The organism is Pseudomonas citri (genome assembly GCF_025336485.1).
Lineage (GTDB): Bacteria > Pseudomonadota > Gammaproteobacteria > Pseudomonadales > Pseudomonadaceae > Aquipseudomonas > Aquipseudomonas citri.
The window spans coordinates 236,059-257,139 of sequence record NZ_JAODAB010000003.1; the positions used below are offsets into that span (position 1 = coordinate 236,059).

General features: G+C 62.4%; 15 protein-coding genes and 1 pseudogene. 4 read left to right on the forward strand and 12 right to left on the reverse strand.

Annotated elements, in window-relative coordinates:
- Positions 1-94 precede the first annotated feature (94 nt).
- Positions 95-1,543 carry an aldehyde dehydrogenase gene (locus tag N4Q37_RS05130; protein ID WP_260955814.1) on the reverse strand — a complete coding sequence of 483 codons (1,449 nt, stop codon included), beginning with the start codon at positions 1,541-1,543 and terminating at the stop codon, positions 95-97.
- Between the two features lie 79 nt (positions 1,544-1,622).
- Complete coding sequence (locus tag N4Q37_RS05135) at positions 1,623-2,453, reverse strand: p-hydroxycinnamoyl CoA hydratase/lyase (RefSeq protein WP_260955815.1); 831 nt, start codon at positions 2,451-2,453, stop codon at positions 1,623-1,625.
- A 212-nt stretch (positions 2,454-2,665) separates the two neighbouring features.
- Between N4Q37_RS05135 and N4Q37_RS05140 the strand changes: the two genes are divergently transcribed.
- Entirely contained in the window at positions 2,666-3,151 is a 486-nt protein-coding gene (locus tag N4Q37_RS05140; RefSeq protein ID WP_260955816.1) for a MarR family winged helix-turn-helix transcriptional regulator, read from the forward strand.
- Between the two features lie 172 nt (positions 3,152-3,323).
- On the opposite strand, the gene N4Q37_RS05145 is transcribed toward N4Q37_RS05140, so the two are convergent.
- Complete coding sequence (locus tag N4Q37_RS05145; protein WP_260955817.1) at positions 3,324-4,631, reverse strand: OprD family porin; 1,308 nt, start codon at positions 4,629-4,631, stop codon at positions 3,324-3,326.
- Positions 4,632-4,941: 310 nt separating this feature from the next.
- Here N4Q37_RS05145 and mhpT point away from each other — a divergent pair.
- A pseudogene (gene mhpT / locus N4Q37_RS05150) lies at positions 4,942-6,144 on the forward strand (3-(3-hydroxy-phenyl)propionate transporter MhpT); the annotation flags it as partial.
- 202 nt (positions 6,145-6,346) lie between these two features.
- On the opposite strand, the gene N4Q37_RS05155 reads toward mhpT, so the two are convergent.
- The 3 genes from N4Q37_RS05155 to N4Q37_RS05165 form a co-directional block, all read right to left on the reverse strand.
- Complete coding sequence (locus N4Q37_RS05155; RefSeq protein WP_390897894.1) at positions 6,347-7,294, reverse strand: SphA family protein; 948 nt, start codon at positions 7,292-7,294, stop codon at positions 6,347-6,349.
- 76 nt (positions 7,295-7,370) lie between these two features.
- A complete protein-coding gene (locus tag N4Q37_RS05160; protein ID WP_260955819.1) occupies positions 7,371-8,138 on the reverse strand; it encodes a coniferyl-alcohol dehydrogenase in 768 nt (255 codons plus the stop codon).
- Between the two features lie 35 nt (positions 8,139-8,173).
- A complete protein-coding gene (locus N4Q37_RS05165) occupies positions 8,174-9,646 on the reverse strand; it encodes a benzaldehyde dehydrogenase (RefSeq protein WP_260955820.1) in 1,473 nt (490 codons plus the stop codon).
- A 285-nt stretch (positions 9,647-9,931) separates the two neighbouring features.
- Between N4Q37_RS05165 and N4Q37_RS05170 the strand changes: the two genes are divergently transcribed.
- Together N4Q37_RS05170 and N4Q37_RS05175 are read left to right on the forward strand one after the other, a co-directional pair.
- The gene (locus N4Q37_RS05170) at positions 9,932-11,707 is read left to right on the forward strand and encodes a sigma-54-dependent Fis family transcriptional regulator (protein WP_260955821.1); all 1,776 of its coding nucleotides are present in this window, start codon (positions 9,932-9,934) and stop codon (positions 11,705-11,707) included.
- A 399-nt stretch (positions 11,708-12,106) separates the two neighbouring features.
- Positions 12,107-12,958, forward strand: a complete 852-nt coding sequence (locus N4Q37_RS05175) for a CAP domain-containing protein (protein ID WP_260955822.1) — start codon at positions 12,107-12,109, stop codon at positions 12,956-12,958.
- 67 nt (positions 12,959-13,025) lie between these two features.
- Here the strand turns inward: N4Q37_RS05175 and mqo are convergent, their stop codons facing one another.
- The 6 genes from mqo to exaC form a co-directional block, all read right to left on the reverse strand.
- Positions 13,026-14,669 (reverse strand): malate dehydrogenase (quinone), encoded by a 1,644-nt coding sequence (mqo, locus tag N4Q37_RS05180; RefSeq protein WP_260955823.1) that lies wholly within the window; start codon positions 14,667-14,669, stop codon positions 13,026-13,028.
- 396 nt (positions 14,670-15,065) lie between these two features.
- Positions 15,066-16,271, reverse strand: coding sequence for a DUF1624 domain-containing protein (locus tag N4Q37_RS05185; protein WP_260955824.1), 1,206 nt, complete (start codon positions 16,269-16,271; stop codon positions 15,066-15,068).
- A gap of 145 nt (positions 16,272-16,416) precedes the next feature.
- Positions 16,417-17,787: an ATP-binding response regulator gene (locus N4Q37_RS05190; protein ID WP_260955825.1), complete on the reverse strand. Its 1,371-nt coding sequence runs from the start codon at positions 17,785-17,787 to the stop codon at positions 16,417-16,419.
- Entirely contained in the window at positions 17,771-18,928 is a 1,158-nt protein-coding gene (gene ercA / locus N4Q37_RS05195) for an alcohol dehydrogenase-like regulatory protein ErcA (RefSeq protein WP_260955918.1), read from the reverse strand. The genes N4Q37_RS05190 and ercA overlap by 17 nt, the downstream gene beginning before the upstream one ends.
- Positions 18,929-19,060: 132 nt before the next feature.
- Positions 19,061-19,132, reverse strand: coding sequence for a pyrroloquinoline quinone precursor peptide PqqA (gene pqqA / locus N4Q37_RS05200; RefSeq protein WP_003243383.1), 72 nt, complete (start codon positions 19,130-19,132; stop codon positions 19,061-19,063).
- Between the two features lie 197 nt (positions 19,133-19,329).
- On the reverse strand, positions 19,330-20,850 hold the full coding sequence (gene exaC, locus N4Q37_RS05205) for an acetaldehyde dehydrogenase ExaC (protein ID WP_260955826.1): 1,521 nt from the start codon (positions 20,848-20,850) through the stop codon (positions 19,330-19,332).
- Positions 20,851-21,081 lie beyond the last annotated feature (231 nt).

Sequence of the window (21,081 nt, forward strand, 5' to 3'; positions counted from 1 at the left end):
GAGCGAGCAGAGCCTGCGGCCTTGTAATTGTTATGTCTGGCCTTGCGCGGACGACGAGCCGAGGCAGCGCCGTCCACCCTACAAGCGACGGATATCAGATCGGGTAATGCCGGGACCCATTCTGCAAGGTCACCCAACGCAACTGGGTGAAATGCTCGATGGACGCCTTGGCGCCGAAACTGCCGTAGCCACTGGACTTGACCCCGCCGAAGGGCATCTGCGCTTCATCGTGCACGGTCGGCCCGTTGATGTGGCAGATGCCCGACTCGACCCGTTGGGCCAAGGCCAGTGCACGGCTGGTATCGCGGCTGAAAATGGCCGCCGACAGACCAAACTCCGAATCGTTGGCCAGGCGCAGCAGCGCCTCGTCACCTTCACCGCGCAGCACCACCGCCACCGGACCGAAGGACTCCTCGTGGTACAGGCGCATATCCGGGGTCACACCGTCGAGCAAGGTCGGCTGCAAGATACTGCCGTCCAGTTGCCCACCCGCCACCAGCGTTGCGCCTTTGTCTACCGCGTCGTCAATCAGCGCCTTGATGCGTTGACCGGCGCTGGCGTCCACCAGCGAGCCCAGCATCGAGCCTTCGGCAGCCGGATCACCGGCGCGCAAGGTCGCGATCTTCGCCGCCAGCCGCGCGACAAAGGCATCGGCCACGCGGGCATCGACGATCAGGCGCTCGGTGGACATGCAGATCTGGCCCTGGTTGAAATACGCCCCGAAGGCCGCCGCTTGTACGGCAGCATCCAGGTCGGCGTCGTCCAGCACCAACAGCGGTGCCTTCCCGCCCAACTCCAACACGGCCGGCTTGAGATGGCGCGCCGCGAGCTGGCCGACAATGCGCCCGACATGGGTCGAACCGGTGAAATTGACGCGGCGCACCGCCGGGTTGGCGATCAACCGTTCGACAATGGCCGGCGCATCGGCCGGCGCGTTGCAGATCACATTGACCACGCCATCGCCCAGCCCGGCGTCCTGCAACACCTGGCCGATCAAGCGATGCACCGCCGGGCTGATTTCCGAGGCCTTGAGCACCACCGTGTTGCCGCAAGCCAGGGGCATGGCGATGGCGCGGGTGGCAAGAATCACCGGGGCGTTCCACGGCGCGATGCCCAGCACCACGCCGCAAGGCTGACGCAGGGCCATGGCAAAACTGCCGGGCACGTCCGACGGAATGATTTCGCCATTGATCTGAGTGGTCATGCACGCCGCTTCGCGCAGCATGTTCGCCGCCAGATGCACGTTGAAACCGTACCAGTTGGCCATGGCGCCGGTTTCGCCGGCGGCGGCGATGAATTCGCCGCTGCGGGCCTGCAACTGCTCGGCGGCACGCAACAGGCGCGTGCGGCGTTCGTTGGGCGCCAGCGCGGCCCAGGCGGGAAACGCTGCTTGGGCGGCGGCCACGGCGGCATCGGCATCTTCCAGCGTGGCGGCGGCCACGCGTGACACCACCTCCCCGGTCACCGGGTTGCAGCGCTCGAAGGTCCGGCCGTCACGGGCCGGGCACGACTGGCCGCCAATCAACAGGGGCACGTCCAGCATGGTGATTCCTCTTTATTGTCTTTATAGGGAACACGTTCACAGTAGCGGCGGCACCATGGGCGCCCGCCGCGCCGTTGCCTCAGCGTTTGTAAGCCTGCAACCCCGGCTTGATGCTCTTGTCGTCCAGGAACTGCTTCATGCCCTGCTCGCGACCGCCCTCGGTGTCCAACAGGCGCGACTGGTCGAGCTTGGCGTACAGGTAATCCTCGTTCTGCTCCCAGGTCAGTTCACGGCAACGCTTGAAACCATGCTTGGCCGCCCGCAGCACCACCGGGTTTTTCTCCAGCAGATTGCGCGCCAGTTCCACGGTCACTTCGCGCAGTTGCGCCAGGGGCACGCTTTCATTGACCAGGCCCATCTCGGCGGCTTTCTGCCCGCCGAAGGTCTTGCCGGTCATGATGTAGTACAGCGACTGGCGATGGCCCACGGTATCGGCCATGGCCTTGCTGACCAGGTTACCCGGCGGGATGCCCCAGTTGATTTCCGAAAGACCGAAGGTGGCTTCGTCGGCGCAGATCGCCAGGTCGCATGCCACCAAGGGGCTGAAACCGCCACCGAAGCACCAGCCATTGACCATCGCGATGGTCGGCTTGGCGTACATGCGCAGCAGCTTCCATTGCCATTGCGAGGCTTCGCGACGGATTTTTTCCTGGAGGATTTCCGGGCCGGCGTCGACTTCACGGAAGTATTCCTTGAGGTCCATGCCCGCGGTCCAGGAATCACCGGCGCCGGTCAGCACCAGCACGCCGGCCGCCGGGTCCTGCTCGAGGGTCTCCAGCACATCGACCATCTCGCGATTGAGCGTCGGGCTCATGGCATTGCGTTTTTCCGGACGATTGAGGGTGACCCAGGCGATGCCTTCCTCGATCTCGACCTTGACGGTTTTCCAACGACCTTCATAGTTGCTCATGGCGCATGCTCTCTTGTTCTTGGCTGAAGATGATCAAAAACTAAACCGGAAATTTAGTTATGTCAATTAACTATTAATTGGCTTACCTGTCTTTTTCTGGCTGTATGCCTATGAGGCAGATCAATGAAACACCATTCGACCATAGCCATCGGCCCGCGACCTCGGCAAAATGGATAGCCTTGTTAATCACTCACTTCAGGATGTGTTCTTCGATGGCCAAGTCTTCCAAGCTTGCCGAACCCGCCGAGCCCCTGGCCGACACCGGCGCCGCCCAGTTGCCGCTGGACTCCGCCCTGGACGACCTGATCGGCTACGCCCTGCGTCGCGCCCAGTTGAAGCTGTTCCAGAACCTGATTGGCCGGCTCGCCGTCCATGACCTGCGCCCGGCGCAGTTCTCGGCGCTGGCGATCATCGACCAGAACCCCGGCCTGATGCAGGCTGACCTGGCCAAGGCCCTGGCCATCGAACCGCCGCAAGTGGTGCCGCTGCTGAATAAGCTGGAAAGCCGGGCGCTGGCCGTGCGAGTACGGTGCAAACCGGACAAACGCTCCTACGGGATATTCCTGAGCAAGCCCGGCGAGACCTTGCTCAAGGAGCTCAAGCAGATCGCCGTCGAAAGCGACCTCGACTCTACCGCCGCCCTCTTGGGGAGCGAGCGCGAGGAACTACTGCGCTTGTTGAAGAAGGTTTATCAATAACAACCTTGCGCATGTCCCTTAGAGAATTTATCTGTGGGAGCAAAGCTTGCTCGCGATAGGTACGCCGCGGTCTAGGCATTGAACCGCGTTATCACTCATCGCGGACAAGCCTTGCTCCCACAGGCTTTGCTTCCTTTACTTCCAAAGCAGGAACGGGTCCTCTCCCCATCCGCTACCAGATCGGCACGCTGTACGTCACCAGGAACCGGGTCTGGTTTTCGTCGCGAAACGCCGCCGTGCCGGGGAAATCGTTGCGGTAGATCGACTTGCGCGCCAGCAGGCCGACGTTCTTCAGCGGGCCCTCCTGGATCACGTAACCCAGCTCCATCTGGAACTCGCGCTCCTTGCGATCCTCGGCATTGAGGGCCGCCAGTTCGATGTGGTCGCCGCGCACATAGCGCAATCGGCTTCGCAGGCCGGGCACGCCGACCGCAGCGAAGTCATAGTCATGGATCGCCTGCCAGGTACGTTCCTTGGCGTTGAGAAAGTCCGAACTCATGGTCATTTCGCTCAAACCCATCAACTCGGTGCCGGACACATAAGGCGTGGCCGTATCGCCACTGGCATGCATGTAGCCCAGGCTCACCCGATGCCCGCCCAGGCGATATCCCACCAGTGCCGAGACGTTGCGGTTGTCCACCTTGCCGGCCTTGGCCGCACCGTCCTCGTCACTGAAAAAACTGCGCAAGTCGGTGGTCAGCACACCATCGCCCAAGGGCAGGTTGTGCAGCAGTGCCAAGGTGTTCTGCTGGTACAGGTCCGCCACTTCCGCGTGGTAGGCCCGCAGGCTGAGGTCTTTGTTGACCTGGTAGTCGCCGCCCACATAGGCCATGTGGGAAGTGGTCGCCGCGCCGTTGAAACGCCGATTGGGCGACGCGATGCTCATCGGCTGGTAATCGGTGGAGTCGCGCCGGTTGATGCGATCGATGTAACCGGTATTGAACGTCAGCCCGTCAAGGTCCTTGGAGCTGAGCGTCGTCCCCCGAAAGGTCTGCGGCAGCAATCGCGACGGGCTGGCGAAGGCAAACGGCAGGAAGATCGACACGTCGCCGGTTTTCACCGTGGTCTGGCCGAAGCGCAACTTGCCGGTCAGCGCCAGGCGCGAATATTCGTCCGCCGCACGTTTGTCGCTGGCCGACACCGGCAGCAATTCAGTGCCACTGCGATCCGGTGAAGAGTCGAGCTTGATCCCCACCAACCCCCGGGCATCCAGGCCGAACCCGACGGTGCCCGGGGTGAACCCCGACTCGACATTCATGATCAGGCCTTGTGCCCATTCCCTGGCAGCCGTCTTGGCGCCGTCGTCCTTGTAGTCGCGGTCCATGTAGTAATTGCGCAAGGTCAAGGTGCCATGGCTGTCGTCGATGAACCCCTCTGCCCACGATGCGGGCGCCCCCAGGCTCAACCCGAGGCAGGCCAGTAGAGAAACGAGCGATGAACCAGGGCCCACCGCGAGGGTGTACCGGGCAAGGTTTGGCATGTGCGATGTCCATTTATTGTTGTTGTTTTGATCGGCCCCGCCTCGATGAATGGGGCCGTGCGGACAAAGAATGGAAACGGCAGGGGCGCTCCGTCAATCCAGAATGAGCGATAATCGAACATTAATATCATTAACCAGTTTACAAACAGATCTGATGAACAATGACAAGCACATGATTTTTATTGAAATTTTTACAACTACGGCTCCACAGTTACCTCCATTCATTTTTTAGTTAGCTTTGTTAATCTAAAAAGCACCCACCGTTCTCCTCCGAGCCGGTGCCCTTACAAAAACAATAAGAGGATTTGCCATGAACCGTCCGGCGCGTCGTGCGACGCTGACCATTGCCTTGTGCTTCATCGTTGCGTTGATCGAAGGTTTCGACCTGCAGTCTGCCGGTACCGCGGCGGCGGGCCTGCGGCAGACGTTTGCCCTGGACCCGAAGATGATGGGCTGGGTGTTCAGTGCCGGGATCATCGGCCTGCTACCGGGCGCATTCTTCGGGGGGTGGATCGCTGATCGCATCGGCCGCAAGAAAATCCTCGTCGGTGCCGTGTTGTTGTTTGGTCTGTTCTCCCTGAGTACCGCGTGGGTCGAACAGTTTTCCAGCCTGCTCTGGGTGCGTTTCATGACCGGCCTGGGCCTGGGCGCCGCCCTGCCCAACCTGATCGCCTTGTGCGCCGAGGCCGTAGGTGAAGAACGCCGCGGCACGGCCATCAGCATGATGTACGCCGGTGTGCCGCTGGGTGGAGCCTTGGCGGCGGTGGTGGCGATGCTGTTCGGCGAGCACTGGCAGATGACGTTCTTCATTGGCGGGCTGGCCCCGTTGCTGGTGGTGCCGCTGATGCTGCTGTGGCTGCCGGAATCCAGTGCCTTTCGCCAGGCACAAGATGCCGCTGGCCAAGGGCGCAATTCCGCCAGCCAGGCATTGTTCGGCGAAGGCCGCAGCCGCACCACCCTCGCCCTCTGGCTGGGCTACTTTTTCACCCTGACGGTGATGTACATGCTGCTCAACTGGCTGCCGTCGCTGCTGCTGGAACAAGGTTTCAGCAAACCCCAGGCTGGCCTGGTGCAGATGCTGTTCAACATCGGCGGCACCCTCGGTTCGTTGCTGGGCGGCCTGTTACTGGACCGCTGCAACGGGATCAAGGTGGTGCTGTTCGTCTACGCCGGATTGCTGAGCGCGCTGGCCGGCGTGGGTTTGTCGGTCGGTATCGTGCCGATGGGCATCGCCGGGTTCGCAGCCGGGTTGTTCGTCATGGCCGCGCAATTGGTCCTCTACGCCCTGGCGCCACCCTCCTACCCCACGGCCGTCCGTGCCACGGGCGTAGGTGCGGCGGTAGCGATCGGACGCTTGGGTTCGGTGGCTGGGCCCTTGGCCGCGGGACAGATCCTCGCCGCCGGCGCGGGGACCACAGGCGTGCTGCTGGCGACATCGCCCGGGCTGCTGATCGCTGCAGTGGCGGCGATCAGCGTGATGGTCCGGTCTGTGTCGGCGCAAGCAAGACCTTTGGAAGCAAGACCTTTGGAAGCAAGACCTTTGGAAGCAAGACCTTTGGAAGCAACGCCTGAGAAGGCAAGGTCTGTGGGCAAGGCCTGTGGGAGCAAGGCTTGCCCGCGATGAACGATAACGCGGTCCGACTGTTGGACCGCGATGCGGCTATCGCGAGCAAGCTTTGCTCCCACAATGATCACACCCGCATGCCGGGACGGACTCAGAACTGATGCAACCAGTTCAACACCAGCTTGTTGCCCTCGGTGCGGTTCTCGGCGTCCTGCTCGAAGTAAGCATTGACAGACAACACGTCCTCCTTGCGAAACACGTAGTTGAAACCCGGCCCGATGGCCCAGACTTTCTCCCGCCGCCCGCTGACATCGTGGCCGTCGACCTGGGTGTCAGTGAACTGCTTGAGCCAGTAGCCATTGAGGCCCACGCTCAGCCGGTCGGTCAGCGCGTATTGCAGCGTCAGGTTAGCGTGCAGGGCTTGACCAGCCTGGGTATCGGAGACATCGCCGAAACTTGCCGAGGGGTCGTCGTTCTTGCCATTCCACAGGTACATGAAGCGCCCGCTGGCCGACCATTTCGGCGTAAACCAGTAAGTGGCGGCGTAATACGGGTTGAATGACCAGAAATTGCTGCCCGGGTTGATTGAGCGATGCCGGTCGTAGGCACCCACCGGCATCGACACATCCACCTCGACCCGTTGGGTCAACAACGGGCTACCATCGGCCCGCGTCAATGTGGGCAGTTGCAGGAAGCCGCCCACCACCAGGTCGCCAAAGCCTGCCCGTGAACTCAAAGCAGCGTTGTCCAGCCCGTCGTCCACATCCACATAGGCCAGGGACGTGTTGATCAGCGTGAAACCTGGCATCGCACCGTTGGCCCAGGGTTGGCCTACGTAGATGATCTGGGTGGTCGGTGCAAACACCTCCACGGTTTGCTTGGGCAACGGCAGTTTATCGCCGTGTGCATCGTTGAACCGATTGGCCTTGGAGTACGTGAGGTATTCCTCCAGGTACCAGCCGGGGCCGGCCGGCGCGGGGGAGCCATCATAGAAACTGGTGCTGCCCAGGTTGACACCCGGCAGGTCGTACGCATGAACGAGGGGCGACAGCGCGGCCAGAATCGGGGCAGCAGCCATCCGCAAGATAGGCTTGGGCATCTTGTAGGTCCTGTATTTTTGTTGTTATCGCAGGCCCGGCATCGCACGCACGATGCCGGGTTACATCAACGCGTCGTTACACGTAGGTCGCCGCCAACCCGCCATCCACCGGCAGGTTGATGCCGTTGACCCAGCGCGCGGCATCGCTGCAAAGAAAGGCGATGACCGCCGCCACTTCATCGGCCAGGGCCGGGCGCTTCATGCGGTGGCTGTCCTGGGCGACCCGTTCCTCGCCGAGCATGCTGACGAAGTCTCCGAGGATCGGCGTGAACACCGGCCCCGGCGCCACACAGTTGACCCGCACGGAATGCTCGGCAAACCACTGTTGCGACTTCTGGAACGTCCAGACGATCAACGCTTCCTTGAAGTACTGGTAACAGGTGGCCTGCTCCACAGGATGGTCGGCAAGCCATCGCTGCCCCGCCTCGTAGGTCGGGGTAGCGGCGAGGGCTTTGTGCAGCGCCAGGCGCTCCGGCCATTGAGCCCCAAGGATCGAGGCAACGTTGACGATGCTGCCGCCCGGCGCCATGCGCGGCAGCAAGGACTCGGTGAGATGGCGCAGGCCCAGATAGTTAACCTTTGCCACCGCTTGCACCGGCGCGGTCCCCGGCACGCCGGCCACGTTGCACAGTCCATCGATCCGCTCGGGCAGGCGCGCCACCAGGGTCGCGATGCTGTCCGGGTCGCCCAGGTCAGCCTGGAAAAAACCCTCTACCGTCAGTTGGGGTTCATGGCGATCGACACCGATCACCCGGGCCCCCTGGAAACGCGCCAGGCGTGCCAGCTCCGCGCCGATCCCGGAAGCCACGCCCGTGACGACCAGGGTTTTGTTGTGCAGGTTCATGTTCAGCCCTCTTATTGTTGTGTAGGCAAGTCGCTTCAGAACGGATAGATCGGTGCGGTGTTTTTCACCGTGACCCATTGCCATTGGGTGTACTCGTCCCAGTCTGCCGGGCCGCCGACGCTGCCGCCGTTGCCCGAGGCGCCGCGCCCACCGAACGGGTTGACGCATTCATCGGCGACCGTCTGGTCGTTGATGTGCAGCATGCCGCATTGCAGCCGTTCGCCCATGGCCATCGCCCGGCCCACCGAGGGCGAAATGATTGCCGCCGACAAACCGTACTCGGTGCGGTTGGCCAGCTCGATGGCTTCGTCATCGCTGGCGAAACTGACCACGGTCGCCACGGGGCCGAAGACTTCCTCGTCGAAAGCACGCATGCCTGGCTTCACACCACTGAGCACGGTCGGTTGATAGAACAACCGCTCGTATTCGCCGCCGGTTTCCAATCGGGCCCCGGCGCGCAGGGTGTCGGTGACAATGTCATGTGCCCGCTGCAACTGCCGTTGATTGATCAACGGCCCCAGCGCCGCTTCGCCCTGGGCGGCGTTGCCAACGGTCAAGGCGCGAGCCTTTTCCACCAGTTTGGCGGTCAGTGCCTTGGCGATGGATTCATGGACGAGGATCAACCCGGTCGCCATGCAGATCTGCCCCTGGTGCAGCCAGGCCCCCCAGGCCGCGTTCCGAGCCGCGAGGTCGAGATCGGCATCCTCAAGAACGATCAACGGGTTCTTGCCGCCCAACTCCAGCGCCACCTTCTTCAGGTTGCGCCCAGCCACTTCAGCGACCTTGCGCCCGGCGCCGGTCGAGCCGGTAAAGGCGATCATGCGCACGTTCGGGTCGCGGCACAGCGCCTCACCGGCGTCCGCCCCACCGGGCAACACTTGCAATACGCCCTTGGGCAGCCCCGCCGCCTCGAACAACCGGGCGATAAGGAAACCGCCGCTCACCGGCGTCTGCGGATCGGGCTTGAGCACCACCGCATTGCCGGCCGCCAGGGCCGGCGCCACGGAGCGCATGGACAGCACCAGGGGAAAGTTGAACGGCGAAATCACTCCCACCACGCCATGGGGCTGGCGCCGTGCATAGGACAGGCGCCCGGCCTCGCTGGGCAGCACCAGCCCGTGGCCCTGGGACAGCATGCCCGCGGCCTGATGCAGCAGCACGATGGCTTCGCGCACCTCATGTTGTCCCTTGAAGAATGCGGCGCCCGTCTCCCTGGCGACGTACAGCGCCAATTCGTCGAAGGCGTTCTCGGCGACATCGGCGGCCTTGCGAAAGATCGCCGCGCGCTGCCGCGGCCCCAGCGCCGCCCACGCCGGCTGTGCCTGGGCGGCGTCGTGGCTGGCCTTGGCGATGTCAGCCGCGTCCGCCGTGGCGCTGCGCATCATTCGCTCACCGGTGGCCGGCTCGATGATCGTTTGCAGCGGGCCCGAGGCAGGCACCCAGTCACCATTGAACATACATTCCGACTCGATCACCTGGGACAGCAGGTGGCTTTTGGATGCAGACATTTAAAACTCCCGGCTCTTTGTTGTTGTCATCGTTTGCCGCCCCGTGAGGGGCCGACGCAAACGCCGTGCAACGACCTGAGCAAGCGCTGTGCCGGTTTTTGTCCGCAGGCCTTGATAAACCGGGTGCAAGGCTCTGGATCAAGGTTTTTCGGCCGCCACTTCGCCCCGGCACCATCGCCCGGCCTGGCCGCTGACCAGTCACCGCTTGTTCAATTGATAAAGTTATGCTTAATAACTATCTCGCCAGATGATCATTTCGATCAGTCGCCACCAGGGGCAATAACAATGAACAATCCCCACTGCCCGTTGCCGGACCACCGTGTCGCCACCGAGCATTTCCATCCGCGCGGCGACAGCAACGAGCTGACCGACAGCAGTTCGCCCACGCCCGCCGAACTCACCGACTGCCTGTTTTTCTCTCCGGACGATGGCCGCATCTGGCTCAACGACCAGCGCATGCTGTTGCTGCACAGCTCATCCTTCGGCGCGTTGCGCCGGGAAATCATCGAACGCCAGGGGCTGGAGCAGGCCCGGGGCATGCTCACCCGCACCGGCTACGCCTCCGGCGCCCGGGACGCGCGGCTGATCCGCGAACGCTGGCCCCAGGCCGATGCCGCGGCGGTGTTTCGTGCCGGCACGCACCTGCATACCCTCGAAGGCATGACCAAGGTCGAGCCGCTGCATTTCAAGTTCGACGCCGACTCGGGGTTCTATGACGGGGAGTTTCTCTGGCATCACTCCTGCGAAGCCGACGAACATGTCGCGGCCTATGGCACGGGGCAGGATCCGGTGTGCTGGACGGAACTGGGCTACGCCATCGGTTTCGTCAGCGGGCTGTTCGGGCAGTTGGTGATTTTCCACGAAGTGGAATGCCGGGGCATGGGCCATGAGCGTTGCCGGGTCGTCGGCAAGACCGCCGAGCAATGGGGTGACATCGAGCAGGACCTGAATTACCTCAATGCCTCGCAGCCAGCGACCGTTGCCCGTTCCGACAGTCGCTGCTCAGGTATGGCCGGAACCACCCCGCTGCCGGACAGCGAACAGCCGCTGATCGGTGCCAGTGCCGCCTTCAATACCGCGACCCAAGCCTTGCAACGGGTGGCCCTGACCCCCGCCACGGTGCTGGTCAGCGGCGAATCCGGCGTGGGCAAGGAGCTGTTCGCCCGCCAGTTGCACCAATTGAGTCGTCGTCGCGAAGGTCCGTTCATTGCCCTTAACTGCGCAGCCATCCCGGACAACCTGATCGAAGCCGAACTGTTCGGCGTCGAACGCGGCGCCTATACCGGCGCCACGCATTCTCGCCCCGGACGTTTCGAACGGGCTCAGGGTGGCACGCTGTTCCTCGATGAGATCACCTGCCTGAGCCTCGCCGGCCAGGGCAAATTGCTGCGCGCCCTGCAGGAGCGGGAAATCGAACGGATCGGCGGCACACACGGTATCAAGGTCGACGTGCGCGTGGTGGCCGCCACCAACATCGACCTGCGCCAGGCCGTGGCGGACGGCGAGTTCCGCGAAGACCTGTTCTACCGACTCAACGTCTACCCCATCGCCCTGCCGCCCTTGCGCGAGCGGCGTGACGACATCCCGTTGCTGATCAATGCCTTTCTCAAGCGCTTTTGCCAGGAATACGGTCGCACGCCGATGGGACTGACCATGCGTGCCTTGAAGGTCCTGCTGCGCTACGACTTTCCGGGCAACGTGCGGGAATTGCAGAACCTCATCGAGCGAGGCCTGATCGCCAGCGAAGAAGGCCAGGCGATTGACCTGCCCCACCTGTTTCGCAATGAGCAACTGCCGGTGGATGCGTATGGCGTCGACCTGCATGGCGGTCTCTCGCCAATCGACCTGGTCCACCACGAGGCTACGCAAAAACCGGCGTTGCTCCAGTCCCTCAGCCAGTTGGATGCCGAATTCTCCATTGACGGCCTGGAATCACGCTTGATCAACGAAGCCTTGCAACTGAGCAGCGGCAACCTCGCGGCGGCCGCCCGCTCGCTGGGGCTGAGCCGGGCCCAGTTCGCCTATCGCTTGAAAAAACACCGGCGTGGCAGTCAGGGCTGAACACAACAAAACGGTGGAAACCCAATGCTGTGGGAGCAAGCTTGCTCGCGATGACTGAGGCACATTCAGCATAATTGCAAGCTGCCCCACCGCCATCGCGAGCAAGCTTTGCTCCCACGGACCTGAGCGATGCGCAGAACTCACCCACACCACAATTCCCTGTGGGAGCAAAGCTTGCTCGCGATGGCGGCGCCGGATGCCCACAAAACCTGCATTTTTCATGCTCTTGTCACGATGCCAACGGACTTATTCGCCCGAAAATGAATCCCACTCCTTGAGGAGTGTCCCAAACGGTACCCAACGGTGTCGTCCAGGGGATTTCAAAAGAGCGTGAATACCATTGCCCCAGCGGGGCAAAAATTGCGCATCATAGGCGCCGTCCGCTCAAGGGAGATTTACATGCGTGCCATTTCATCCGCCATGCGTCTTGTCGTGCTGTCACTCGGGCTGGCATTCGCCGCCGGGGCTGCAGCCACCGAAGAGACGCAGTTGGTCGAGTCCATCAACCTTTACCGCAGCCAATCCCAGAGTTGCGCCGGCCAAGCCTCGCTGGAGCTGCCGCCACTGGCGATGGATTCGCGGCTGATCCTGTCGGCCAATGGCATCGGCGACTTGCAACAGGCACTGGCACAGGCTTCCTACCCGATGGTCAACGTGCAGGCCATCAGCCTGTCCGGGCCACGGGACGCCCAGGCCGCGATGAAGGCGGTGCAAGAGAGCTTCTGCCAGGTGGTGCTGGACCCACAGTTCGTCGACATCGGCGTCAGCCGCCTGGATCGCGAATGGCGCATCGTGCTGGCACGCCCGCTGTTGTCGGCGCGCCTGGGGGACTGGCAAGCCGAGGGCCAGAAGCTGCTCAAGCTGATCAACAGCGCCCGCGCCCAACCACGCCGCTGCGGAACCGAAGCCTTCGCGGCCACCACGCCGCTGACCTGGAACGCCACCCTGGCCCTGGCCGCCGTGACCCACGCCCGCTCGATGGCCAACAACAATTTTTTCGATCACAAGGACCGCGACAATCGCATGCCCGGCGACCGTGCCGAGCTGGCCGGTTACCTGGGCCAGTTGATCGGCGAGAACATCGCCGCCGGACAAGACACCGCGCTCAAGGTCGTGGACGGCTGGCTGGCAAGCCCGGGGCACTGCGCCAACCTGATGAACCCACAGTTCCGCGAACTGGGCGCCGGTTATGCGGTGGACCCGAAAAGCGATGCGGGGATCTATTGGACGGCGATGTTCGGTACTCAATAGCCGTTTCCCAATAAAAAACGCCGCTCAACCGAGCGGCGTTTTTCTACCTCACCTGACAGCGTCCGGTTTACAGCGCCATGTCAGTCGCTGGATTGGCTGCTGGGGCCGCAGCCGGTTTGGCCGGTGCCGCTGGGGTGGCTGGCTTTCCGATCACCGGCGGCGGGTCCAGTTGCAGGACTTCGCTGGTGTAGGCCCACTCCTGGGCAACGCGCTCAGGACTGTCGTTGAGCTTGGTGCCATAGCTCGGCACGATCTGGTGCAGTTTTTCCTGCCAGGCCGGGGTAGCCACTTTGTCCTTGAAGACCTTCTCGAGCACGCTCAGCATGATCGGTGCAGCGGTCGAGGCGCCTGGCGAGGCACCCAGCAGACCGGCGATGCTGCCGTCCTGGGACGCAACCACCTCAGTGCCGAGCTTCAGGACACCGCCCTTCTCTTCGTCACGCTTGATGATCTGCACACGCTGGCCGGCCTGCCACAGGCGCCAGTCTTCCTGCTTGGCCTCCGGGAAGTATTCCTTCAGGGCGTTGAAACGGTCTTCATCCGACAGCATCACCTGGCCCGCCAGGTATTCGATCAGTGGGTACTGCTCGATACCGACCTTGGTCATTGGCCACACGTTGTGGGTGGTGGTGCTGGACAACAGGTCGAAATACGAACCGTTCTTCAGGAACTTGGTGGAGAACGTTGCGAATGGGCCAAACAGAATCACGCGCTTGCCATCGAGCACACGGGTGTCCAAGTGCGGAACGGACATCGGCGGTGCGCCCACCGAAGCCTTGCCGTAGGCCTTCGCCAAGTGCAGTTGAGCCACGGTCGGGTTCTCGGTGACCAGGAACGAACCACCCACCGGGAAGCCTGCGTATTCACGGGCTTCCGGAATGTCCGCCTTCTGCAGCAGGTGCAAGGCACCACCGCCCGCGCCGATGAACACGAACTTGGCGTCGGTCTCGGTTTCGGTGCCGTCTTTCAGGTTCTTGTACGAAACCCGCCATGAGCCGTCTTCGTTGCGGGTGATTTCTTCCACTTCGCTGGACAGCTTGAGGGAGAAGTTCGGCTTGGTTTGCAGGTAAGCCGCGAACTGACGCGTGATTTCGCCGAAGTTCACGTCGGTACCCAATGGGCTCCAGGTGGCGGCGACTTTCTGGTTCGGGTCACGCCCTTGCATCATCAGCGGCACCCACTTGCTGATCTGCGCGGGGTCTTCGGAATACTGCATGCCGGCGAACAATGGGCTGGCCTGGAGGGCCTCGTAGCGCTTCTTCAGGAACGCGATGTTCTCGTCGCCCCACAGGAAACTCATGTGCGGCGTGGAGTTGATGAACGAGCGCGGGTTCTTCAGCACACCGTTCTTGACCTGCCAGGACCAGAACTGGCGGGAGACCTGGAAGGCTTCGTTGATTTCGATGGCCTTGGCGATCTCGACCTTGCCGTTCTTGTCTTCCGGCGTGTAGTTCAGCTCGGCCAGCGCGGAGTGGCCGGTACCAGCGTTGTTCCAGCCGTTGGAACTCTCTTCGGCAACACCGTCCAGGCGCTCGACCATTTCCATGGTCCAGCCCGGCTCCAGCTCATTGAGCCAGACGCCGAGTGTCGAGCTCATGATGCCCCCACCAATGAGCAGGACATCCACTTTTTTTGGCTCGGCGGCGTGCGTGGTCGCAAGACCCATCGCCATCGCCAGGCCCAGCAGCGCCGTGTGTGTTTTCTTCAACATGTGTGTATCCCTAGGATAGAACGCCATTCCGTCCACCTGTCCGATCCAGGGTAGACCGCGCCCAATGGCCGGCAACGCCAGCGCGACTGGTTTGAATAGGACTGGAGGATGGACCTACAGGACCGAGCAATTGTCGGCCTCAGATTTATGTCTCTCCGGCGCTGACTTTTTGTAGGTCTTGGCTTCAGCTGAGTGAGGGACACTGCGAAACGGTTGTTATCGGGCCCGGCACGGCCGTGCCCGATTGTCGCAGGTGGAGGAGTTTACATAAGGAAATAAACAGACCGAAGCATCTTTTTACATTCCGGGCGAAAACGCCGACCAAATGACGGCATTTTAATGGCTCTGCCTGGCCGGTTTCGGCCGATCAGCGCCCTTCGGCTCAGCGTTCTCCGTTCAAAAGTACTTGAGCAATGCGATGTCCCGCCGACGTTGCTTGAGCCCGGCGAACCAACGGGTCGGGAAAAACAGCGCGACACCCAGCAACACGCTCCACAACCACACCATGGGCAACTGGTCGAAACCAAAATAGGTCCCCTGGTTAGTGCCCCAAAGGCCGACCGCGATCAGGTACAGGGCCTTGAGCACGTACAGGTGCAACAGGTAGAAAAACATCGGCGCCCCACCATAGATCGCCAGCATCGCGATACCCGCGCGGTCCTGGGCTTTTTCGAAGAGCCCCAGCAGGATCAGCCCCAGGCCCAGGGTCGGCATCAGGAACATCAGCGACGGCGGGTACTTCGTCGCGCTCAGGAAGCTCATGACCGTGCGCAACGCATCGCCGGTCTGCACCCAGGGCTTTTCACCGTAGACGTTCAGGTAGCGAATGAACACGAACGCCACCAGCAAGCCGACACCCACCGTGAAGAGCCGCCGCACGCGCACGGCGGGCTCGACGTCCTTGCCGAACCACGGCCCGATCGCCCAACCCAGCAGGATCACACCGATCCATGGCAGTACCGGATAGGTGGTGCGGGCGCGGGTGAACTCGGTGATGTCAATAAACACGCGCTGGTGCAGGATCGACCACGGCACGAAGAATGGAGAATCCGGCCCCAGCACAACGCCATCCAACAGGTTGTGCCCGGCGACGATGAGCACCCCGAGGGCGATCAACCAACGCCGCTCGAAGTGCAGCAGCGCAGCCAGGACGATCATGCAGATGCCGATGCACCAGATCACCTGCAACCACAAGGTCTTGGGCGGGAACTCGGCGTTCCAGGCGAAGCAGACAAAGGTGAGTTCCAGGAAAACCAGGAACAGACCGCGCTTGAGCAGGAACAACGATGTCTCGCGGGCGGTGTGTTTCTGGCTGTAGAGCCAGGCCGACAACCCGGTGAGGAAGATGAAGACCGGGGCACACAGCGTGCTGAGCAGCCGGGTGAAGTACAGATCCGGGCTGACGTTCAAGGCATCGATAGGATCGCTGACCTGACGGTGCAGCAGGAACGTTTCGCGAACGTGGTCGACCAGCATCAGCAACATGACGAAGCCCCGTAGCGCATCGATGGCGAGCAGGCGCACGCGGGTTTTGGTGGTGCTGGTGGCAAGTGAGGGCGCGATGACACCGACCGGGGTCGTCGCGCTTGCGGGTAGGCTCATTGGCAATACTCGGATGGAAAGGTCGTGGGTCCGTGCAAGGCTGGAAATGAGAATTCCTGCCAAACGACAGCGGATAACATAACACAAAATATTCCATGCGAGCAGCCACACGACTTCCCCTGGATAACGCGAATCCCCGCAGCGGTTACCCGAGCAACTGGCTCAACACCGCCCGCAGCTTGCCCGGCTTGACCGGTTTGTTGAGCAATGGCGCGCCCAGTTTGCGCAGGGCGCGGCGGCACTGGTCGCTGCGGTCGGCGGTGATGAGCACCGCCGGGATCGCCTCGTGGAAGTGCTCGCGCAAGTGCTTGACCACGTCGCAGCCAACCACGCCATGGTCCAGGTGGAAATCCGCCAGGATCAGCTCCGGCGCGCGACCTTGCAGCGCATCGAGGGCGGCGGCCTCGTCGGTGGCGGTCAGCACTTCGCAGCCCCACTGCCCCAGCAGCGCAGCCATGCTTTGCAAGATGCTCAATTCATTGTCGATCACCAGCAACCGGCGCCCCGGCAACGGATTGCCGGCGACCGCCTGGGCGGGAACCTGCGAGACGGGCAGCGGTTTTTCGCTGGACAGCGGCACTTCGATGCTGAACACCGAGCCCCGTCCAGGCCGGGAACGCACCCGGACCCGATGGCCGAGGATGTGGGCGATGCGTTCGACAATCGCCAACCCCAGGCCCACGCCTTTACGATCGGCGGCGCGACCGACGTCCAGCTGATTGAACTCGAGGAAAATCGACTCCAGGCAATCAGCTGCGATGCCACGCCCCGTGTCCCAGACCTCCAGGCTCAGGCACCCTCCCCGGCGCCGCGCCGCCAGGAGAATGCCGCCCTGGTCGGTGTAGCGGCAGGCATTGCTGAGCAGGTTGCGCAGGATACGGGTGATCAGCCGCAAGTCGGTGATGATCGCTTCGTCGACAAACCGCACCCGCAACTCCAGGCCTGCGGCACCGGCCACCGATTGGAACTCCGAGACCAGCGGCGCCAGCAATTCATCCAGGCGATACGCTGCCGGATCGGGCCTGACGGCGGCCTGGTCGAGTCGGGAAATGTCCAGCAGGTCAGTGAGCAGGTCTTCCGCACCCTCCAGGGCCAGGTGCGTGCGCTCCACCAGCACCTGTTCGGCAGCGGGCAGTTGGCGTTCACGCAATGTAGCGATCAGCAGGCGTGCGGCGTTGAGCGGTTGCAGCAGGTCATGGCTGGCCGCGGCGAGGTATTTGTCCTTGCTGCGGTTGGCCGCCTGCGCGGCGTCACGGGCATCACGCAACTGTCGCTCCACCAACTCGCGCTGGGCGATCTGCTGTTGCAGGTTATGGTTGGCCACCAGCAACGCATCGGTGCGCTCGGCCACCCGCTGCTCCAGCTCGTCGTTGAGCTGTTGCAGGCGCTGGCGGGCCTGCTCCAGTTCATCGAGGCGCGCCGCCAGTTCGGGATAATGGCTCTTGCGCGTCGAATGATTGCCCAGCCCCAGCAGCCCGGCGAGGGCCTTTTGCTGCTCGTCAGAGGGCTTCGCCATAGACGACCTCGACATCCCGCTGGCTCGACTCCCGTGGATTGGTGAGGATGCACGGATCGTGCATCGCATGCTGCGACAGGAACGGAATGTCCGACGTGCTCACGCCGTGCAGCCCCAGGGTCTCGTGGAAACCGATGGTGTGCTTGAGGGCAATCAGATGCTCCACCAGCCGGATTCGGATCTGTTGATGATTGAGCCCCCGGCAATCGATGCCCAGCGTCTCGGCGATTACCTTGAAACGCTCCGGCGCGGAGCTGTAGTTGAACGCCACCACATGCTCCACCAGCACCGCGTTGCACAATCCATGGGGCAGGTCCAGGAACCCGCCCAGGCTGTGGGACATCGCATGCACCGCGCCGAGGATGGCGTTGGAGAACGCCAAGCCAGCCTGCATGCTGCCGAGCATGATCTTTTCCCGCAGCGCGACATCCGCCGGGTTGGCGATCATTTGCACCAGGTTGCTGTTGATCAGGCGCATCGCCTCCAGCGCATGGGGATCGGTCAACGGGCCATGGCCAGTGGAGACGAACGCCTCGATGGCATGCACCAATGCGTCGATGCCGGTACAGGCCGACAGGAACGGGTCCATGCTCAGGGTCGTTTCCGGGTCGATCAACGAAACGTCCGGCACCGCCGCCTTGCTGACGATGGAGAACTTCATGCGTTCCTGCTGGTTGGAGATGATCACGAACTGCGACACATCGGCCGAGGTGCCTGCCGTCGTGGGAATCAGGATCAATGGAGGGCTGGGCACATGCAGGGTATCGACGCCTTCGAATTCGAGGATGTTGCGTCCATGGGCGACGACGATGCCGATGCCCTTGCCGCAGTCCATCGGGCTGCCGCCGCCGACCGCGACGATCACGTCGCAATGATTTTCCCGGTACAGCTCGGCACCGAGCATCACTTCTTCCACACGGGGGTTGGGCGAGACGGCGCTATAGACGCAATAGTCGATGCCCAGGGCCTGGAGGCTGGCTTCGACATCGGCCACCCATCCAGCGGCGATCACGCCGGGATCGGTGACGATCAGCACCTTGCGCGCGCCAAACGTCTTGGCGTAATTGCCAACGTTGTGCCGGCAACCGGCGCCAAACATGATTTCCGGGGAAACGAACTTGCGCAGCGGGCTGAGGCTCATCTTTTCAGGGGCATGGCTCATCGGTAAGCCTGTTTTTATTGTAGGGGGATAGCCTGAGCCTAAAGCATCCCGCCGCGATTGCAATCAGACCAATGGGTAGCCCGGCCTGAACGCTTCAGGCCGGGCCAGCGCTCATCGGTTGGCGAAGTACATCGTCACTTCAAAGCCAATACGCAGGTCGGTGTACGCGGGTTTAGTCCACATGGGTCTTTCCTCTTCTTGTACCGGGCGATTCCGGCAAGGTCATTAATGCACGGGGCACCCGGGGTTCGAATGCTACTTTCGAAGCGGTGGGTGGGGTGCGTTGGTAGCAATTTCAGTCCCCTGGAAGGTCAATTGTGGGAGCAAGCTTTGCTCCCACATAGGCCCACTTGTATATCAGGCTTCGCGGTGTTGCTGGGTTAGAAGAACCCCAACGGATTGACGTCGTAGCTCACCAGCAGGTTCTTGGTCTGCTGGTAGTGATCGAGCATCATCTTGTGGGTTTCACGGCCGACACCGGACTTCTTGTAGCCACCGAACGCGGCGTGGGCCGGGTACAGGTGGTAGCAGTTGGTCCACACGCGACCGGCCTTGATCGCCCGGCCCATGCGGTAGGCGCGGTTGATGTCGCGGGTCCACAGGCCGGCGCCGAGGCCGAACTCGGTGTCGTTGGCGATGGCCAGGGCTTCGGCTTCGTCCTTGAAGGTGGTCACGCCCACCACCGGACCGAAGATCTCCTCCTGGAACACGCGCATCTTGTTGTGGCCCTTGAGCAGGGTCGGCTGGATGTAGTAACCGCTCGACAGATCACCCTCGAGCCGCTCGGCCGCGCCGCCGGTGAGCAGTTCGGCGCCCTCTTCCTGGGCAATGGTGAGGTAGGAAAGAATTTTGTCGTACTGCTGTTCGGAGGCTTGGGCGCCGACCATGGTCTCGGTGTCCAGCGGGTTGCCACGCTTGATCTTGACGATCTTCTTCATGACCTCGGCCATGAACGGCGCGTAGATCGATTCCTGGATCAGCGCCCGGGATGGGCAGGTGCAGACTTCGCCCTGGTTGAAGAACGCCAGCACCAGGCCTTCGGCGGCTTTCTCGATGAACGCCGGCTCGGCCTGCATGATGTCTTCGAAGAAGATGTTTGGCGACTTGCCACCCAGTTCCACGGTGGACGGGATGATGTTTTCGGCGGCGCACTTCATGATATGCGAACCCACCGGGGTGGAACCGGTGAAGGCGATCTTGGCGATGCGCTTGCTGGTGGCCAGGGCCTCACCGGCTTCGCGACCGAAACCATGGACGATGTTCAACACGCCAGGTGGCAGCAGGTCGCCGATCAGCTCGGCCAGGACCATGATCGACAGCGGCGTCTGCTCCGCGGGCTTGAGCACCACGCAGTTACCGGCGGCCAGGGCCGGGGCGAGTTTCCAGGCGGCCATCAGCAGTGGGAAGTTCCACGGGATGATCTGCCCGACCACGCCCAGCGGCTCATGGAAATGGTAGGCGGTGGTCAGTTCATTGATTTCGGCGGCGCCGCCCTCTTGGGCGCGGATGCAACCGGCGAAGTAACGGAAATGGTCGGCCGACAGCGGCACGTCGGCATTGAGGGTTTCGCGCACCGCCTTGCCGTTGTCCCAGGTCTCGCTGACGGCCAGGATTTCCAGGTTCTGTTCGATGCGGTCGGCGATTTTCAGCAGCACCAGGGAGCGGTCCTGCACGGAAGTCTTGCCCCACGCATCAGCGGCGGCATGGGCGGCGTCCAGCGCCTTATCGATGTCGGCAGCGCTGGAGCGCGGGAATTCAGCGATCACCTGGCCGTTGACCGGCGACGTATTGGTGAAGTACTCACCGTTGACCGGCGCGACGAACTCGCCGCCGATGAAATTGCCGTAGCGCGGTTTGAAGGTAACGACGGCGCCTGGGGTTCCGGGTTGTGCGTAGATCATGATGGGCCTCTGCCTGGTCGATGCCTGTCACGGGACAGGCGATAGGCCGATGGTAGAGAGCCCCGCCGCCGGGACGAATGCGTCGTTGGCAGTGGGGCTCTCGTTATTTGGTCGTAAGTTTTGGCTTTGGAACATGGAAAGTCAGAACGGGCGCTGCGCCCACAGGTTGGTCCTGCAATCTCAGGGGGATTTTCTCCCTCATCACAAGGGCAGCGCCCGGCTTTATTTCAT

Excerpts from the sequence above, each read along its gene's own strand:
- N4Q37_RS05135 (WP_260955815.1), bottom strand. The coding sequence starts at position 2,453 with ATGAGCAACTATGAAGGTCGTTGGAAAACCGTCAAGGTCGAGATCGAG.
- mqo (WP_260955823.1), bottom strand. The coding sequence starts at position 14,669 with ATGTTGAAGAAAACACACACGGCGCTGCTGGGCCTGGCGATGGCGATG.
- N4Q37_RS05130 (WP_260955814.1), bottom strand. The coding sequence starts at position 1,543 with ATGCTGGACGTGCCCCTGTTGATTGGCGGCCAGTCGTGCCCGGCCCGT.
- N4Q37_RS05190 (WP_260955825.1), bottom strand. The coding sequence starts at position 17,787 with ATGGCGAAGCCCTCTGACGAGCAGCAAAAGGCCCTCGCCGGGCTGCTG.
- ercA (WP_260955918.1), bottom strand. The coding sequence starts at position 18,928 with ATGAGCCTCAGCCCGCTGCGCAAGTTCGTTTCCCCGGAAATCATGTTT.
- N4Q37_RS05140 (WP_260955816.1), top strand. The coding sequence starts at position 2,666 with ATGGCCAAGTCTTCCAAGCTTGCCGAACCCGCCGAGCCCCTGGCCGAC.
- N4Q37_RS05170 (WP_260955821.1), top strand. The coding sequence starts at position 9,932 with ATGAACAATCCCCACTGCCCGTTGCCGGACCACCGTGTCGCCACCGAG.
- N4Q37_RS05155 (WP_390897894.1), bottom strand. The coding sequence starts at position 7,294 with ATGCCCAAGCCTATCTTGCGGATGGCTGCTGCCCCGATTCTGGCCGCG.
- N4Q37_RS05185 (WP_260955824.1), bottom strand. The coding sequence starts at position 16,271 with ATGAGCCTACCCGCAAGCGCGACGACCCCGGTCGGTGTCATCGCGCCC.
- N4Q37_RS05175 (WP_260955822.1), top strand. The coding sequence starts at position 12,107 with ATGCGTGCCATTTCATCCGCCATGCGTCTTGTCGTGCTGTCACTCGGG.
- N4Q37_RS05160 (WP_260955819.1), bottom strand. The coding sequence starts at position 8,138 with ATGAACCTGCACAACAAAACCCTGGTCGTCACGGGCGTGGCTTCCGGG.
- N4Q37_RS05145 (WP_260955817.1), bottom strand. The coding sequence starts at position 4,631 with ATGCCAAACCTTGCCCGGTACACCCTCGCGGTGGGCCCTGGTTCATCG.
- exaC (WP_260955826.1), bottom strand. The coding sequence starts at position 20,850 with ATGATCTACGCACAACCCGGAACCCCAGGCGCCGTCGTTACCTTCAAA.
- N4Q37_RS05165 (WP_260955820.1), bottom strand. The coding sequence starts at position 9,646 with ATGTCTGCATCCAAAAGCCACCTGCTGTCCCAGGTGATCGAGTCGGAA.